Genomic DNA, 14790 nt, shown 5'->3' with positions numbered 1-14790 from the left:
TTATTCTCCTCTTTCAAGAATCTCTTTTAATACAAAAGATTTTCTTTTGGAAATTGGTCTGTGTTCAATTGCACTAACAACATCACCAACATTTGCTTGGTTATTTTCATCATGAACAAGATATTTTTTAAATTTTTTAACAATTTTATGATATTTTGGATGTAAAACTTTTCTTTCCACTAAAACATTTATAGTTTTATCACCAGTTTTTTTAATAACTTTTCCAGTAATAATTCTTTTAGGCATTAGTTACCCCTTTTTTGTCTCATCGCAGTTTTAATTCTTGCGATATCTTTTCTGATTTTAGAAACAAGTGATGTGTCCTGCAATTGCATAGTTTTTAATTTCATTCTTGTCTCAAACAGTTCCATTTTTTTATTTTTTAGAAGCTCCTGTAATTCCGCTTCACTCTTTGCAAGCAAATCCGCTACATTCAATTTAGTATAGCTCATTTTCATTCTCCATTGAAATAATTTTTGTTTTAAAAGGTAATTTTGCAGCTGCAAGAGTTAACGCCCTAACGGCAGTTTCATTATCAACACCGGTAAGTTCGAAAATAATTCTTCCGGGTTTAATATTCATAACCCACTCTTCCACGCTACCTTTACCTTTACCCATCCTAACTCCTACCGGTTTAGAAGTTAAAGGTTTGTCAGGAAATACTCTAATCCAAACTTTACCTGTTCTTTTCATTGTTCTCGTAAGAGCAACCCTTCCAGCTTCAATTTGTCTTGAATTAATTCTTCCAAGCTCAGTTGCTTTTAACCCGTATGTACCAAATGCAAGAGAACTTCCTCTATAGGCTTTTCCTTTGTTTCTACCTTTTTGTTGTTTTCTGTATTTAGTTCTTTTTGGCATTAACATGTCTTCGTCCTTTTCTTCTTCTTTGAGGTTTTCTTTCCTCTATAGAAACTGCTTCTTGGTTTCTTCTTTGTAAAACTTCACCTTTGAATATCCAGACTTTAACGCCGATAATTCCGTATGTAGTTAAAGCCTCGGCAAAGCCGTAATCAATTTTCGCTCTTAATGTATGAAGAGGAACCCTGCCTTCAAGATACCATTCGGTTCTTGCCATTTCGGCTCCGTTTAATCTTCCGGCAACCTGAACTTTAATTCCTTTTGCGCCAGATTTTAAAGCATTTTGAATAGCTTTTTTCATAGCTCTTCTGAATGCCACCCTTCTTTCTATCTGAGTAGCAATATTTTCAGCAGCCAACTGTGCACTGATTTGAGGTTTTCTTTCTTCTTTAATGTTTAAAATAAGTTCTTTATCACCTATTTTATTTTGAAGTTCTTTTTTTAAGGCTTCAATTTCGCTTCCGCCTTTGCCGATAATTATTCCAGGTTTTGCGGCAAAAATAGTAATTCTTATTTTTTTGGCTGTTCTTTCGATAATAATATCACTAATTCCGGCATAATAAAGTTTTTTCTTTAGAAATTTTCTAAGTTCATAATCACCCAATACATTTTCTGGCATAGTGTTATAGTTAATAAACCATCTACTTCTCCAGTTTCTGTTTATTCCAAGTCTTAGTCCTATAGGATTTGTTTTTTGACCCATTAGCTTTCCTTTTCAACTTCTACGTAAATATGAGCTGTTGGTTTTTGAATTTTACTTGCCATCCCTCTAGCTCTTGGTCTGAATCTTTTTAGATAAGGACCTCTGTCAACTCTGCATGAAGTAATTTTAACTTCGTTTGCGTCATATCCACCGTTTGCAACAGCACTTGCAACAACTTTTGCAATCACTCTTGCAGCTTTGTTTGGCATAAATTCTAATTTTGCAAGTGCCTCTTCAGCATTTAATCCCTGAATTTCTTTTGCTATTAATCTTGCTTTAGTTGGTGAAAGTCTTATAAATTTTAATACTGCTTTACTCATCACCTATCCTTACTTACCTATTTTCTTTTGAACAGAACCTTTGTGCCCTCTGAAAGTTCTGGTCGGCGCAAACTCACCAAGTTTAAAACCGATATGTCTTTCAGTAACATAAACAGGGACAAAGTCTCTACCATTGTGTACGTTAATTGTAAGTCCAATCATTTCTGGAACAATTGTACTTCTTCTTGACCAGGTTTTAATTGGTTTTGGATTTTTTTCTTCTTTTGCTTTTAAAACTTTTTTCATTAAATGTTCATCAACAAAAGGACCTTTTTTAGTGCTTCTTGCCATCGTTTATCCTTATTTCTTTCTTCTTGAAATGATGTATTTGTCACTTTGTTTTTTCTTTCTTGTTTTGAAACCTTTAGTAGGCATTCCCCAAGGTGTTACAGGATGGTTACCTTTGCTTCTACCTTCACCACCACCGTGTGGATGGTCAACCGGGTTCATGGCAATACCTCTTGTTTGAGGTCTGATACCTTTATGTCTGCTTCTGCCCGCTTTACCTACAGTGATATTTTGATAATCGGCATTCCCGACAACACCGATAGTTGCCATACATTCTCCTAAAATTTTTCTCATTTCGCCGCTAGGTAATCTCACAATTACATATTTTTCTTCCCTACCCATAATTTGGCAGCTGTTTCCTGCGGCTCTTGCAATTTGACCACCTTTTCCGGGTTTAAGTTCTATATTGTGAACCACAGTACCCACTGGAATGTTTTTAAGTTTCATTGCATTTCCTGGCAATATATCAAGTCCTGCTTCCGCAGCAATTACAGTATCTCCGATTTTTAGCCCTTCAGGTTGAATAATATATCTTTTATCCCCGTCAGCATAAGTGATCAGGCAGATTCTACAGTTTCTGTACGGATCGTATTCAATTGTTGTAACTTTTCCCGGAACTCCGAATTTATTTCTTTTGAAATCGATAATTCTGTATAGTTTTTTAGCTCCGGCCTGTCTGTGTCTTGATGTAATTCTACCTTGATTGTTTCTCCCGGCTTTGGCCGGCAATTTAATTAGTAATTTTTTTACCGTTGGTTTAGAAGTTATGTCGCTGTTATCAAGCGAACTCATAAATCTTCTTGACGGTGTATACGGTTTATATGTTTTAATTCCCATAGTATTTCCTTTATACACTTAGGCTTTCAAGTTTTGCATCTTCAGGTAATTTTACATAGAATTTTTTGAAATCCGATTTTTTACCTGTTATCCCTTTAAATCTCTTAACTTTACCTTTTTGTCTAAGTGAATTCACTTTTAACGGTGTTACACCGAAATATTCTTTAAAAATAGTTTTTAATTGGTTTTTAGTTACTTTTGGTGTAGTTTGAACTACTAAAACACCATCTTCTTGCAAGTTTAGTGCTTTTTCAGTATAAACTATTGATTTAATATCTGTAATATCAGCCATCTTTAGCCCTTTATAACTTTTTCGTAAGCCGCTTTATCAAAAATAATTGATTTAAAAACGCTTGCATAATATGCATTTAATTCTTCTGGTGTAATAATATATACGTTTGGAATGTTTCTGAATGCTAAAAATGTATTTTCATCCATTTCGTCAACTACTATTAAATAGTCTCTTTCATTTAGATTACTTAGCCATTTTACAGCATCTTTTGTTTTTCCTGACTCGATTTTAATCGAATCAACAACATAAAGTTTTTCCTTATTTGCTTTTTCATTTAAAGCATATTTAAGAGCCACTCTTTTTTGTTTTTTATTTAATTTTTGTGACCAGTCTCTTTCGTTTCTTGGTCCGTGAGCCACACCGCCGCCTGTAAATTGAGGTGCTCTGATACTTCCCTGTCTGGCTCTGCCTAAACCTTTTTGTCTAAACGGTTTTTTACCGCCGCCGCTAACTTCTCCTCTTGTTTTTGTATGAGCCGTACCTGCCCTTTGATTGGCAAGGTATGCTTTTACATATAAATAAAGGTTATGCGGATTGATACCTTTAAAATCTTCCGGTAAATTTGTTATTTTTGTAATTTCACTCATTTCACAATCCTTACTTTTCCTAAACTTCCATTGGCCCCTGGAACACTTCCTTTAATAACAAGCACGCCCATATTTTCATCAAATTCAACTACTTCAGCGTTAACTGTTACGTTTTTGTTTCCGTAATGTCCCGGCATTTTTTGTCCAGGCTGAACTCTACCAGGCCATTCACAGTTACCGATTGAACCCGGAGCTCTATGGAATCTACTTCCGTGTCCTCCCGGACCTCCTGCAAATCCGTGTCTTTTAATTACACCTGCAAATCCCCTACCTTTACTTTTAAAAGTAAGTTTTACTTTTTTAGCTTCTTTTAAAGGATCTATTGTTAAATCCCCGGGCTCTGTATTTGCAACTTTAAGTTCTGCAAATCTGTTAAATTCTTTTGAAAGTCCATATTTTTTTTGCATACCTTCAAGTGCTTTATTTGTTTTTTTGCCATTAGCATAAGCAACCAATGCTTTATCCTCTTTTATTTCACAAACCTTAGCTGGAACAATTTTTAATAAAGTAACCGGAATACTCGGGATTGATACTGTCCTACTCATTCCTATTTTTTCAACTATAAATTCCATTCAATTCTCCTTAACTTAATGCCCTAACTTCTACATCAACCTCTGGTGCCAATTCTAATTTCATTAATTGGTCTACAGTTTCAGGCGATGCGTTCACAACATCAACAAGTCTTCTGTGAATTCTAATTTCGAATTGCTCTCTAGAATCTTTATTGACATGAGGTGATCTTAATACTGTATATCTTCTGATTTTTGTAGGTAACGGTATTGGTCCCTTTACTTCAGCTCCAGTTCTTTTAATAGCGTCAGTAATTATTCCAACGGCTTTATCAAGCACTCTGTGATCATATGCTTGAAGTTTAATTCTGATTTTTTCCATTTTCTTCCTTTTTAAAGATCTCGTGGTTTTTCCACGCATTTTGGAATGAAATTATAAACGATTTTACGGGATTTTACAAGATAAAAAGGGGTTAATTTTTCCTTTTTTAAAGGAAAAGTCGGTATAGGTTCTAGTTCAATAATATAAAACAATAATTTTTATTTTGAATTTTTACTTTCATCATGGCCGCTTTTCAAGCAGCCAGATGAGCAGAGCTCATTTTTAACTCTTCACTTGGTCACTTGGGCTCTTGACAACTCACTACTCACTACTCACTTTAAACTTAAAGCTTGGCCACTTGGAACGTGGCTACTTAACATTAGGCTTTATAGCATTATTATATATATAACTAACCGCTTCGTCTACATCATCTGTAACGATAAACAAATTTAAATCTTTTTTATCAATATGTTTATATTCAAGCATTTTTTCAAAAAAATCCAGCAGCGGTTTATAATATTCCCTGCCGAAAAAAACAATTGGAATCTGGCTCATTCTGCCTGTTTGCGCAAGTGTTAAAACTTCGCTAAGCTCATCCAATGTACCGAATCCCCCCGGCATCATAACGGTTCCTACCGAATATTTTAAAAATGTCACTTTTCTTGTAAAGAAATATTTGAATTTTAAAGATATTTTTACATAAGGGTTGGTAATTTGTTCATGGGGCAAAAGAATATTGAGTCCTACGCTTACTTTTGCACCTTTACATGCCGCTTCCATAATACCGGGACCGCCACCTGTAATTATTGCATAACCTTTTTGGCTTAATTTTTTACTGATTTCAACTGCTTTTTCATAATAATATTCTCCCGGCTTTTCCCTCGCACTTCCAAAAATAGATATTGCAGGAGGTAAATCTTCAAGCTCTTCAAATGCATCTGTAAAATCACTTATTACCCTGAACATCCTCCACAAATCTTTTGTAGGATTTCTATTATCTAAAAACTCTTTTTGTATATCTCTCATTTTTTATCCTTCTCACAATATTTATCATTTTTCATTTTTAATTTCTCACTTTTAATTTTAAAACAGTCTTCCCATTTTTCTGTACCCGTATATAAATAAAATAATACCCAAAAATGTAAGCGCCGCATAAAATTGCCATAAATGAATCATATCAGCGCCTCTAAACATTATACTCTCACTTCCTTCAATATAATACCTTAAAGGAGAAAACAAAGATAAAAACTGCAACATTGGATGCATAGCATAAATAGGTGTCCATGCACCGCTCAAGAAAATCAGAGGCATCATTATGAGCATTGAATACTGTCCCACCTGCAGAGCGCTTTCGCTGATTGCAGCAATAAAAAGCCCGAGTCCCGCCGCCGTTATGGAATAAAGAAGAGTTAATATTAAAAAATCAAAAAAACTTCCGTTCATCGGTGCGTTAAAAACGCCAAAAATTACAAAACCAAATGCCAGAATAACCCCTCCAAGCAAAATAACAACTTGCGAAAATATTTTTGCAAAAATAATAAGTTTGGAACTAACCGGCATTAAAAGCATAATATCCCACGTACCGTCCTCTTTTTCCTTTACAAAGACCATTGCGCTTAATATCACCCCAAGCAAAGTAATGACGGATAAAAGCTCGGTAAAACTCATAAACCATTTTGAATTGCTGTTTTGATTAAAAAGTTTATGAATTGCCAAATCAACGGGTAATTTTATATTGCTCATATTTAAAATAATATTTTGAAGGTAACTAAGCGTTACATAAGCCTGGCTTGCCGCCGTTGAATCAATCAATACATTTATTTTGGCAGGCTTTTTTTTATAAATATTTTTTTCAAAATTATTATCAAACACAATTCCTACCATTATTTTTTTGTTAAAAATTGCATCACTTAACTCTTTTTGGGATTTAAAAATAACCGGTGTTTTAAATTCCGGTTTATGCAGGTGTGAGAGAATTTTTTTAGAAACAACATCTCCCGAATAATCCACATATCCTATAGATACATTTCTCGGTTTTACCTGAATTCCGTTTCCAGCAATATAAATATCAAAGGTAAAAGAATACAAAACCACCGCCACAAGTCCTACATTTCTTAAAAAGCTTAAAATTTCCTTACTGAAAATGCTCAAAAACTGTTTCATTTCAGACCTTTTTTCAAAAACAATCTTCCAAGAATCAATAAAACAACAGCATAAACAATCAAGATACAAAAATAGAGTATGTTTTTAGAAGAGCCGAAACCCTGACCAATCAAAAATGTGTCATAAACCAAATGGTTATAATACATTACAGGAAACAGATGGGCTTCAATATACGACTCCCCTTTCATAGAGGAGATTGGCATAAGCATTCCGGAATATAAAAATCCTGGAATTATGGTAATAATAATGGTAAGAACAAGAGCCACAATCTGCCTTGAAGAGACTATACTTACCAAAAGCCCTATTCCCAGAGATATTAAAATATATATTTCACTTGAAAAAAAATAGATTAAAAAATTGCCTTTAAAGGGAACTTTAAAAATATAAACAGCCACTAAAAAAAGATTAAATATATTAAATGAATGCAAAAAAAACACAGGGGTTAATTTGGATATTAAAAAATCTATTTTCCCTACAGGGGAGGAATAAAAATTAAAAATAGTGCCCTCTTCTTTTTCCTTTACAATTAAAAGTGCCGCCAAAATCGCAGGTGCAACCAATAAAATAAGCCCTAAAAGCCCAGGGACTATTGCATTTGCGTCTCTTAGAGACTGGTTAAAAAGCATTCTTTGATTTATTGAAATCAAACTTTTTAATCCGGGCTTTAATCTTTTTGCAATATCTAAAATCAACCCCTCTGCATAACTTTGCATTGTGAGTGCCCTCATAGGATATGCACCGTCTATAAAAACACCGATCCCAGTTTTTTGATTTTTTAAAATATTTTTTTCAAATGAAGGTGGAATAATAAAAATCATATCAACTTTTCCTGTTTTCATTTGTTTTAGAGCTTCTTTTTCACTCATTTTCGGCAATAGTTTAAAATACTGGGAATTTTTCATTTTTGAAATAAGCTCAAGTGAAATTTTACTTTTATCATAGTCAATCACCACACTTCGCGCATGCTTTACATCCATTTTAATACCGTAACCGAACAAAATAAGTATCATTAAAGGCACCAAATAAACCATAAATATCATTTTACTTCTGATTAAATCTTTAAATTCATTTAAGATATATGCCCTTATAACTCCAAAATTCACTTACATCCCCCTAATTTTACACTTTTCATTTTACACTTTTCACTTTTCACTTTTATAAGTTTTCCTTATAAAATTTAACAAATATATCTTCAAAACTTTCAGCTTCAGGAAATTTTTGATACAGATTTTTTACTGTGTCATCCACTATTTTTTTGCCTCTTTTTAACACAACAACCCTGTCGCAGTATTCAGCCTCACTCATATAATGGGTTGTAACTATTATTGAAATTCCCCATTTAACTTTAAGCTGATGCAAAATATCCCAAAACTGGGCTCTTGCAATTGTATCCACCCCGCTTGTAGGCTCGTCTAAAAATAAAACCACCGGTTCGTGCATAATAGCGGCACTCAAGGAAAATCTCTGATTTATTCCAATGGGCACATCTTTTGGAAATGAATCTAAATATTCTTCAAAACCGAGAGACTTTGCATATTCTTTTATTAAATAATGGGTTTTAAGTAAATCAATTTTATGCATATTCGCAAAATACAAAAGATTTTCCCTTATCGTCATATCTTTGTAAAGGGCAAAAAGCTGAGACATATATCCGATTTTACTTTTTAAGCCGAGTCTGTCTTCATACGATTTAATCTTTTTACCAAGTAAAATAAGTTCCCCCTCATCAATGGGATAAAGCCCCAGAAGCATTTTAATAAGCGTTGTTTTACCCGCCCCGTTTGCCCCGAGAAGCCCTAAAATTTCACCTTTTTTAAGCTCTAAATCAATATGGTCATCCGCTGTAAAATCACCGAATCTTTTAGTCATTCCCCTTGCTTCAAGCACCACATCCGGCAACGTTTTTTTATTTTCTTTAATCATCATTTTTGGAGGTATTTTACCCCTTTTAAGTGCATTTACAAAAAAGAGGCCCTCCAATGTAGGCTCTTTATGAGGAGCATTTAAAGATTTTAATGAATAAGTGGTTTTATTAAATGTTATACATTCTTCACACTCAGTCTCTTCATAGACATATTCTTTGATTGAATTAATCAGTTCTTTCGGTTTTCCGCCGGCGATAATTTTACCCTCGTCAAAAAGATATACCCTGTCCATCAGGGCGGCCTCATTCATATAAGCGGTGCTTACAATCGTTAGGCCGCTTCTGGTTTCATCCAGTATTTTCCAAAGCTCCCTGCGGCTTAGAGGGTCAACCCCGGTTGTCGGTTCGTCAAGTATAAGGAGTTTCGGTTTATGAATAAGTGTGCAGATAAGGGAGAGTTTTTGTTTCATTCCCCCGCTTAAATTTTTAGACAGCCTGTCCCGAAATTCATACAGCCCCGCCATTTTAAGAAGTCTAATTCTATATTCATAATATTCGTCATCTTTTTTTACATTTCTTATATCGCTGAAAAAATCAAGATGCTCTTTTACACTCAGATTTTTATACAGAACCAGCCCTAAACCCTGGGGCATAAAACCGATATTTTGTTTTAATTTCTCAGTCTCTTTTATATTTTTATAAGCAAAATTATAAAAGCTTATTTCCCCTTCAAAATCCTTAACCCCGCTTATGGCATACATAAAAGAGCTCTTCCCCGCCCCGTCAGCCCCGATAAATCCGATTATCTCTTTTTCATATCCTTCAATAGAAGCTTTTTCAATGGCAGTTTTGTTTTTATATTTTACAGTTACATTTTTTGTTTCAAATATTAATTTTTCATCGTGGCCGTTTTTCAAACAGCCAGATGAGTTTAATTCGCTTTGCTCATTTACACTCATTTTCCATTATCCATTTTACATTACAGTTTCAATTCGTCTAAATTCTTAGGTAACCTGCCCCCTATACTTATAACCCCGATTCCCGGAAGCCCGAATTTTATTAAAGGATTAGGATTTACCGGTTTTATATCAACTTCATAAACCCTTTGAATCCTGTCTTCCCTCACCTCAACCTCTTTTGGAGTAAATTCGGCTCTTTGGGCAATTTTAATTACTCTTGCCTCAATAGGTTTGTTTGGATACGCATCCAAAAATATAACTGCCCGCTCCCCTATTTTTATTTTTCCGTTATTAATTTCATCAACATACATTTTTAAATAAAGTTTTTGGGGGTTTATTGCAGTAGCCACGCTCATACCAGCCCCAAGAACTTCACCGATGTTTGCAACTTTATCTATTATATATCCGTTAATAGGAGATTTTATTGTAAGTTCATTGATTACACTCTGTATTTCATCCCTCTTGGCTTTTAAAGCCAAAATAGCGTTTTTAAGAGCTTTAATGTTAACTCTCGCTGCTATGGCCGTATTTAAATTTTTTTTACTGCTTTAATTAAAGTTTTTGTCCTGAGCAATTACAGCTTTTAAGATTTCTATATTTTTTTCCAATGCATTTAATTCGTCTTTTTTTACCCCGTAAGCCAGCTCGGCCTGTTTTATACCGTTTTTTATTTTAGCGGCTGTAAAATTTAATTCATTTTTTTTAGCCTTAATCTCAGCTTCAATAGATTTTAATTTATCTTTATATTCATCGCTGTCAAGAACGGCAATAACACTGCCTTTTTTAATATCACTCCCGTCATCAATATTGATTTTTACAATCCTTCCGGGATATTTTGTGTTTATGTTTATCAAATCCCCGTCAAAATTACCGACACCGGCCACAAGCCCGGGAGGCATCTTTTTCGCATTCAAGGCTTTGTAAATTAAAACCCCTCCAATTGCCACTAAAATTATTAATATAATTCCTACTATATTTTTTTTCATTTCATAACCTTTTATATAAAAATTTCATTTTCCATTTTACATTTTACATTAAAAATTGCTTCCCCCGTCTAAATTGGCTTTTATTGTATAAAAGAAAATTTGGGATTTTACATCCTCTTTTTTAGCCCTGGCAGCAGCAAGTTTGGCAATGGCGTCCGTCAAATCGGCTGAATCCGCCAAGCCTTCTTCAAATTTAGCATTAATATATTCATAATAACTGAGCCTTGCTTCGACTTCTGACTTAGCTGATTTATACATCTCTTTTAGAGCCTTAATTTTTAATAAATCATTTTTATACTCAGTCTCGGCAGTATTCAAATAGTTTTTATAATAAATAAGACTTTGCAGTTTTGCTATTTTGGCTTCTTCTATATTGGCCTTATCGGCGCCTCCGTCAAAAATATTATAATTTAATTCAACAGCCCCGTAAGATTTATCTCTGTTTTGATAATAGTTTTTATCCAGTCCGAATGTGTTTGCTTCCTTTTTTAATCCTATTTCAATACCGATTTGAGGATAAAATTTTGATTTCGCTAAATTTACCATTGTTTCGCTTAAATTAAGATTTTCTTTTATTGCCAAAACATCGGGTCGTTTTAAAATATTTTCCTCTTTTAAAGAAGGGACATTTAAACCGTCAATTTTTTTAATTTTTTTATTGACAAGATTTGAGAAAATATTTAAAAGGGCTTTTTTTTGCAAAAGGGCACTGTCTATTTTTGCATTTATTTCATAATATTTCGCATCTATTTCATCCGCCTCGGATTTATTCAAAAGACCTTCTTTATAAAACGAAAAAGCCTTTTCTTTTGCACTCGTTACAGCCGCTTTAGCTTTGTTTAGTGCATCAATCTTTGCATTTAGGGCATAAATATTTGAATATAATTTTGCGGCGTTTAATAATAAAACCCTTTTGGTGTTTTTAAGTTCCAGCTTTTTTTGTATCAGTTCTATTTTTGATTTTTTAATTAAATTAGTTATAGCAAAACCTGTAAAGAGCGGATATGAATATTTCAAAACCCCCGTAAAATTATTTTTTCTTCCTGCCTGAATTTCAGTATTCACATTTTGATAAATCAGTGGATAAACCGGGGCGCTCCCCGCGTTTTGCGCTCCAACGGCCACATCTGTGTTCATTTTCATAACAGGATTTTGATGAAGCCTCACATAAGAATAACTTAAATCTACACTTCCGTAATTCTTTGCTTCGCTGAGTTTTAATTTTTTTTCATAAATTTCCACCTGTTTTTTTGCAAGTTTATAATTCAGTGAATTTGTTATAGATTTTGCTATATCGTTAAAACTCTCGGCACTGAGAAATAGAGGAAATATTAAAGCAAGCCTTTTCATTTTTATCCTTTTTTATTTGAAATATTTTATCAGAGAAATATTGATGTGTCAATTTTATTTTTCATTTCTTATTACCCATCTTTTAGCAATAGGCAGCAAAAACACAAAAACACTTCCCAATAATCCCCAAAAAGCGGCATTTAGCCAAACATACTTAAACCCGTAATTCATAGCCATAAATTCCTGTAAATCTCTCAATAAAACATCCCCGGCCACTCCAAAAGCATATCTTAATTTTTCAAGCAAATCACTGACCATGGAATAATTCTGAAGGGTTACAATCCCGTCATATTCTTTGGCCTGATAAAAAAACATAGAATTTGTAGCAATTGCAGTACCGAAACTCCCTCCCACAAACCTCACATAATCCATAACCACAATTGCCTGTTCGCCTTTGTTTTTAGCAGCATTCATAATAAGCACCGTTACAGGCGCAAAAAACATTCCCATAGATATTCCAAAAGGCATTGTCCTTAAAACCGCTTCGCTAAAACTCATATAGTAATTAATCGGCGGAAAAAGATAAAAAGATGTTATCAGATAAATTATAACCGCAACCGTAAGCACAGGAATGGGACCGGTTTTGTCGCTTACATTCCCCGCAACTATACTCACAATCCCTATCCATATTCCAAATCCTAAAACCCCTAGCCCCGCCTGAATGGAACTAAGCCCTTTTATATGCTCGTAAAATACAGGTATCATATAAAAATACTGATACATCGAAAAACCGAGCAAAACAAAATAGATTAAAATTCCAAGTGTATAAAAGGGGTTTTTAAATAACGAATAATCAAACAGTTTATTTTTTGAAAAATATTCGCTGATTAAAAAAAATAAAAAAGCTATCCAGGAAACAAATGCCAAATAAACTATAAAAGAAGAATTAAACCACCCAAACTGCTGACCTTTACTAAGCATTATCAAAAGAGCCACGGTTGAAATTGAAAGAAATGCAAAAGAGATTATATTTAGAGAATAATTTTCTTTTTTGCCAATATCCGGCAAAAGCAGACTTCCAAAAATAACAATAATTATTCCAATCGGTACATTTACAAAAAATACGGCCCTCCAGCTAAACCATTCGGTCAGATATCCTCCTAAAGTTGGCCCAATTGCCGGAGCAAAAGCCACGCCTAAAGCAAAAATCCCCATTGCAATACCTTTTTTATCATCAGGAAACAAAGAAAAAATCATCATATGGGCCGTAACCATTATTAAAGCCTCGGCAAACCCCTGAACCACCCTTGCACTTATTATAAATCCAAGAGAATTTGATACTCCACAAAGAAAAGAAGCCAGACTAAAAAGTCCAACCCCTACTATATAAACCCATTTATTTCCATATCTTTTAATAAGCCACTCAACCACCAAAAGCCCGGCCGCAGCGGCCGTCATATAAGCGGTAATCACCCACTGAACCCCGTACATATCGGTTGATAGCGGCCCCTTTAAGCGCGGTACCACAATATCCACTATCGTGGTATCCAAAACCGCCATAAAAGCACCGGTAATGATTAAAATAATGTAAAGTGTAAAATTAAAAGTGAAAAGTTTAGGTTGCATTTTTTACTGCTTTCACTAAAATTTTTATTATTTCATTTTTCACTCAGTTAATAGCTTTTTGCTATTTCAACTTCCCCGCTCATCCCAACAAGCACATCATCAGGAATTTTTTTAAATTTAATCCTTACATAAAACCTCTGGGCTAATTTTGTAAATTCACCGCTGCTTATGTCTCTTGGGACGAGCGCAAACGTAGCGGCACTCGCCGGCAAAATTTTATTTACATATCCGTTATAATCTTTACCTGTGGCGTCAATATGAATTTTTGCATAGTTTCCTTTTTTTATGCCTTTTAATTTAGTCTCTTCAAGCAAAACCAATACATACAAATCTTTTGGATTCACAATACTTAAAATTTTACTGCCCGCATTTACCACTTCATCGGGGTTTTCAAATTTTTTGGCTATTTTCCCGTTAAAAGGAGCATATATAAAACTCTCTTTTATATGCTGGTTTATAAAAGCCAGTTTATCATTCAAAACTTTTAACTGAGATTTCATTGAATCAGTTAACTTAGCTAATCTAATTACTTCTTTTTTGTTATTTTCTGCAATATTTAATTTTATAAACAATGCATTTTTATCTTCATTCATACTTTCCAAAATTTTTTTATCCGCATTTATTTCATTTTGCAAAGCAAAAAAAGCTGTTTTTACATTTTCATATTTTTCATATGAAATTTTTCTGTTTTTATATAGTCTGCTGAATCTTTTATAATCATTTGCAAGTTTTTGAAGTTTGTTTTCTTTTGCCTTAATTTCATACTTTTTTGCTTCAATCAGTTTATCAAGCTTCTTAATCTGAGTATTTATTAAATTTATGTTTTCATCTATATCTTTGCTTAATTTATCTTTTTGGATAATACTTGCCTGAATTTTTTGCTTTAAAGCGTTTATCTGATTGATAAGCCCGTTTTTTTGAATTTCCAAATCTTTTGTATCAAGTTTCGCAAGAAGTTCATTCTTTTTAATATTATCGCCTTCGTTTACATAAATCTTTTCTATCTTCCCTGGAATTTTAAAAGAAAGATTTGTAAGAGAATCGGTTTTTACAAACACTGCATTTGAAGTGGCATAATTATGTGAAAATATAATATATTTAATCAGTAAAAAAACTGAAACTGCCAATAGTATTCCAAAAACAATTAAAGCTATCTTTTTTTTCATTTATTCCCCTGTTTTTTTAA

General features: G+C 33.6%; 20 protein-coding genes. All 20 read right to left on the bottom strand.

The window, feature by feature from the left end:
• The 20 genes from rpsQ to DZ68_RS0104865 all read right to left on the bottom strand — a co-directional run bounded on the left by rpsQ (window position 1) and on the right by DZ68_RS0104865 (window position 14770).
• A complete protein-coding gene (gene rpsQ, locus DZ68_RS0104955; RefSeq protein WP_024789699.1) occupies window positions 1-246 on the bottom strand; it encodes a 30S ribosomal protein S17 in 246 nt (81 codons plus the stop codon).
• The gene (rpmC, locus tag DZ68_RS0104950; protein ID WP_024787539.1) at window positions 246-452 is read right to left on the bottom strand and encodes a 50S ribosomal protein L29; all 207 of its coding nucleotides are present in this window, start codon (window positions 450-452) and stop codon (window positions 246-248) included. Before rpmC ends, rpsQ begins: the two co-directional genes overlap by 1 nt.
• Complete coding sequence (gene rplP, locus DZ68_RS0104945) at window positions 439-864, bottom strand: 50S ribosomal protein L16 (protein WP_024787538.1); 426 nt, start codon at window positions 862-864, stop codon at window positions 439-441. The genes rpmC and rplP overlap by 14 nt, the downstream gene beginning before the upstream one ends.
• The gene (gene rpsC, locus DZ68_RS0104940) at window positions 842-1561 is read right to left on the bottom strand and encodes a 30S ribosomal protein S3 (protein WP_024790843.1); all 720 of its coding nucleotides are present in this window, start codon (window positions 1559-1561) and stop codon (window positions 842-844) included. Before rpsC ends, rplP begins: the two co-directional genes overlap by 23 nt.
• On the bottom strand, window positions 1561-1881 hold the full coding sequence (rplV, locus tag DZ68_RS0104935; protein WP_035003134.1) for a 50S ribosomal protein L22: 321 nt from the start codon (window positions 1879-1881) through the stop codon (window positions 1561-1563). The genes rpsC and rplV overlap by 1 nt, the downstream gene beginning before the upstream one ends.
• A 9-nt stretch (window positions 1882-1890) precedes the next feature.
• Window positions 1891-2172 (bottom strand): 30S ribosomal protein S19, encoded by a 282-nt coding sequence (gene rpsS, locus DZ68_RS0104930; protein WP_024787535.1) that lies wholly within the window; start codon window positions 2170-2172, stop codon window positions 1891-1893.
• A 9-nt stretch (window positions 2173-2181) separates the two neighbouring features.
• Window positions 2182-3006 (bottom strand): 50S ribosomal protein L2, encoded by an 825-nt coding sequence (gene rplB / locus DZ68_RS0104925; protein WP_024787534.1) that lies wholly within the window; start codon window positions 3004-3006, stop codon window positions 2182-2184.
• Window positions 3007-3016: 10 nt separating this feature from the next.
• The gene (locus DZ68_RS0104920; protein ID WP_024789697.1) at window positions 3017-3298 is read right to left on the bottom strand and encodes a 50S ribosomal protein L23; all 282 of its coding nucleotides are present in this window, start codon (window positions 3296-3298) and stop codon (window positions 3017-3019) included.
• A 2-nt stretch (window positions 3299-3300) separates the two neighbouring features.
• Window positions 3301-3885 carry a 50S ribosomal protein L4 gene (gene rplD, locus DZ68_RS0104915; RefSeq protein ID WP_024790842.1) on the bottom strand — a complete coding sequence of 195 codons (585 nt, stop codon included), beginning with the start codon at window positions 3883-3885 and terminating at the stop codon, window positions 3301-3303.
• Window positions 3882-4457 carry a 50S ribosomal protein L3 gene (rplC, locus tag DZ68_RS0104910; RefSeq protein WP_024787531.1) on the bottom strand — a complete coding sequence of 192 codons (576 nt, stop codon included), beginning with the start codon at window positions 4455-4457 and terminating at the stop codon, window positions 3882-3884. The genes rplD and rplC overlap by 4 nt, the downstream gene beginning before the upstream one ends.
• Window positions 4458-4467: 10 nt before the next feature.
• Complete coding sequence (gene rpsJ / locus DZ68_RS0104905) at window positions 4468-4776, bottom strand: 30S ribosomal protein S10 (protein WP_024787530.1); 309 nt, start codon at window positions 4774-4776, stop codon at window positions 4468-4470.
• Between the two features lie 309 nt (window positions 4777-5085).
• Window positions 5086-5742, bottom strand: coding sequence for a TIGR00730 family Rossman fold protein (locus DZ68_RS0104900; RefSeq protein ID WP_024790841.1), 657 nt, complete (start codon window positions 5740-5742; stop codon window positions 5086-5088).
• Between the two features lie 57 nt (window positions 5743-5799).
• The gene (locus DZ68_RS0104895) at window positions 5800-6879 is read right to left on the bottom strand and encodes an ABC transporter permease (RefSeq protein WP_024790840.1); all 1080 of its coding nucleotides are present in this window, start codon (window positions 6877-6879) and stop codon (window positions 5800-5802) included.
• Complete coding sequence (locus DZ68_RS0104890) at window positions 6876-7982, bottom strand: ABC transporter permease (protein ID WP_024790839.1); 1107 nt, start codon at window positions 7980-7982, stop codon at window positions 6876-6878. The genes DZ68_RS0104895 and DZ68_RS0104890 overlap by 4 nt, the downstream gene beginning before the upstream one ends.
• A gap of 52 nt (window positions 7983-8034) precedes the next feature.
• Entirely contained in the window at window positions 8035-9702 is a 1668-nt protein-coding gene (locus DZ68_RS0104885) for an ATP-binding cassette domain-containing protein (protein WP_084021915.1), read from the bottom strand.
• Window positions 9703-9722: 20 nt separating this feature from the next.
• Entirely contained in the window at window positions 9723-10181 is a 459-nt protein-coding gene (locus tag DZ68_RS10855) for an HlyD family secretion protein (RefSeq protein WP_051428178.1), read from the bottom strand.
• 69 nt (window positions 10182-10250) lie between these two features.
• The gene (locus DZ68_RS10850; RefSeq protein ID WP_051428176.1) at window positions 10251-10688 is read right to left on the bottom strand and encodes a biotin/lipoyl-binding protein; all 438 of its coding nucleotides are present in this window, start codon (window positions 10686-10688) and stop codon (window positions 10251-10253) included.
• A gap of 48 nt (window positions 10689-10736) precedes the next feature.
• The gene (locus DZ68_RS0104875) at window positions 10737-12038 is read right to left on the bottom strand and encodes a TolC family protein (RefSeq protein ID WP_024790837.1); all 1302 of its coding nucleotides are present in this window, start codon (window positions 12036-12038) and stop codon (window positions 10737-10739) included.
• A gap of 54 nt (window positions 12039-12092) precedes the next feature.
• Complete coding sequence (locus DZ68_RS0104870; RefSeq protein WP_024790836.1) at window positions 12093-13604, bottom strand: DHA2 family efflux MFS transporter permease subunit; 1512 nt, start codon at window positions 13602-13604, stop codon at window positions 12093-12095.
• Window positions 13605-13651: 47 nt separating this feature from the next.
• Complete coding sequence (locus DZ68_RS0104865) at window positions 13652-14770, bottom strand: HlyD family secretion protein (protein WP_024790835.1); 1119 nt, start codon at window positions 14768-14770, stop codon at window positions 13652-13654.
• Window positions 14771-14790: the final 20 nt, after the last annotated feature.

This window comes from Lebetimonas sp. JS085 (assembly GCF_000523295.1).
Taxonomy (GTDB): Bacteria; Campylobacterota; Campylobacteria; order Campylobacterales; family Nautiliaceae; genus Lebetimonas.
This window is presented reverse-complemented; position numbering and strand designations above follow the sequence as displayed.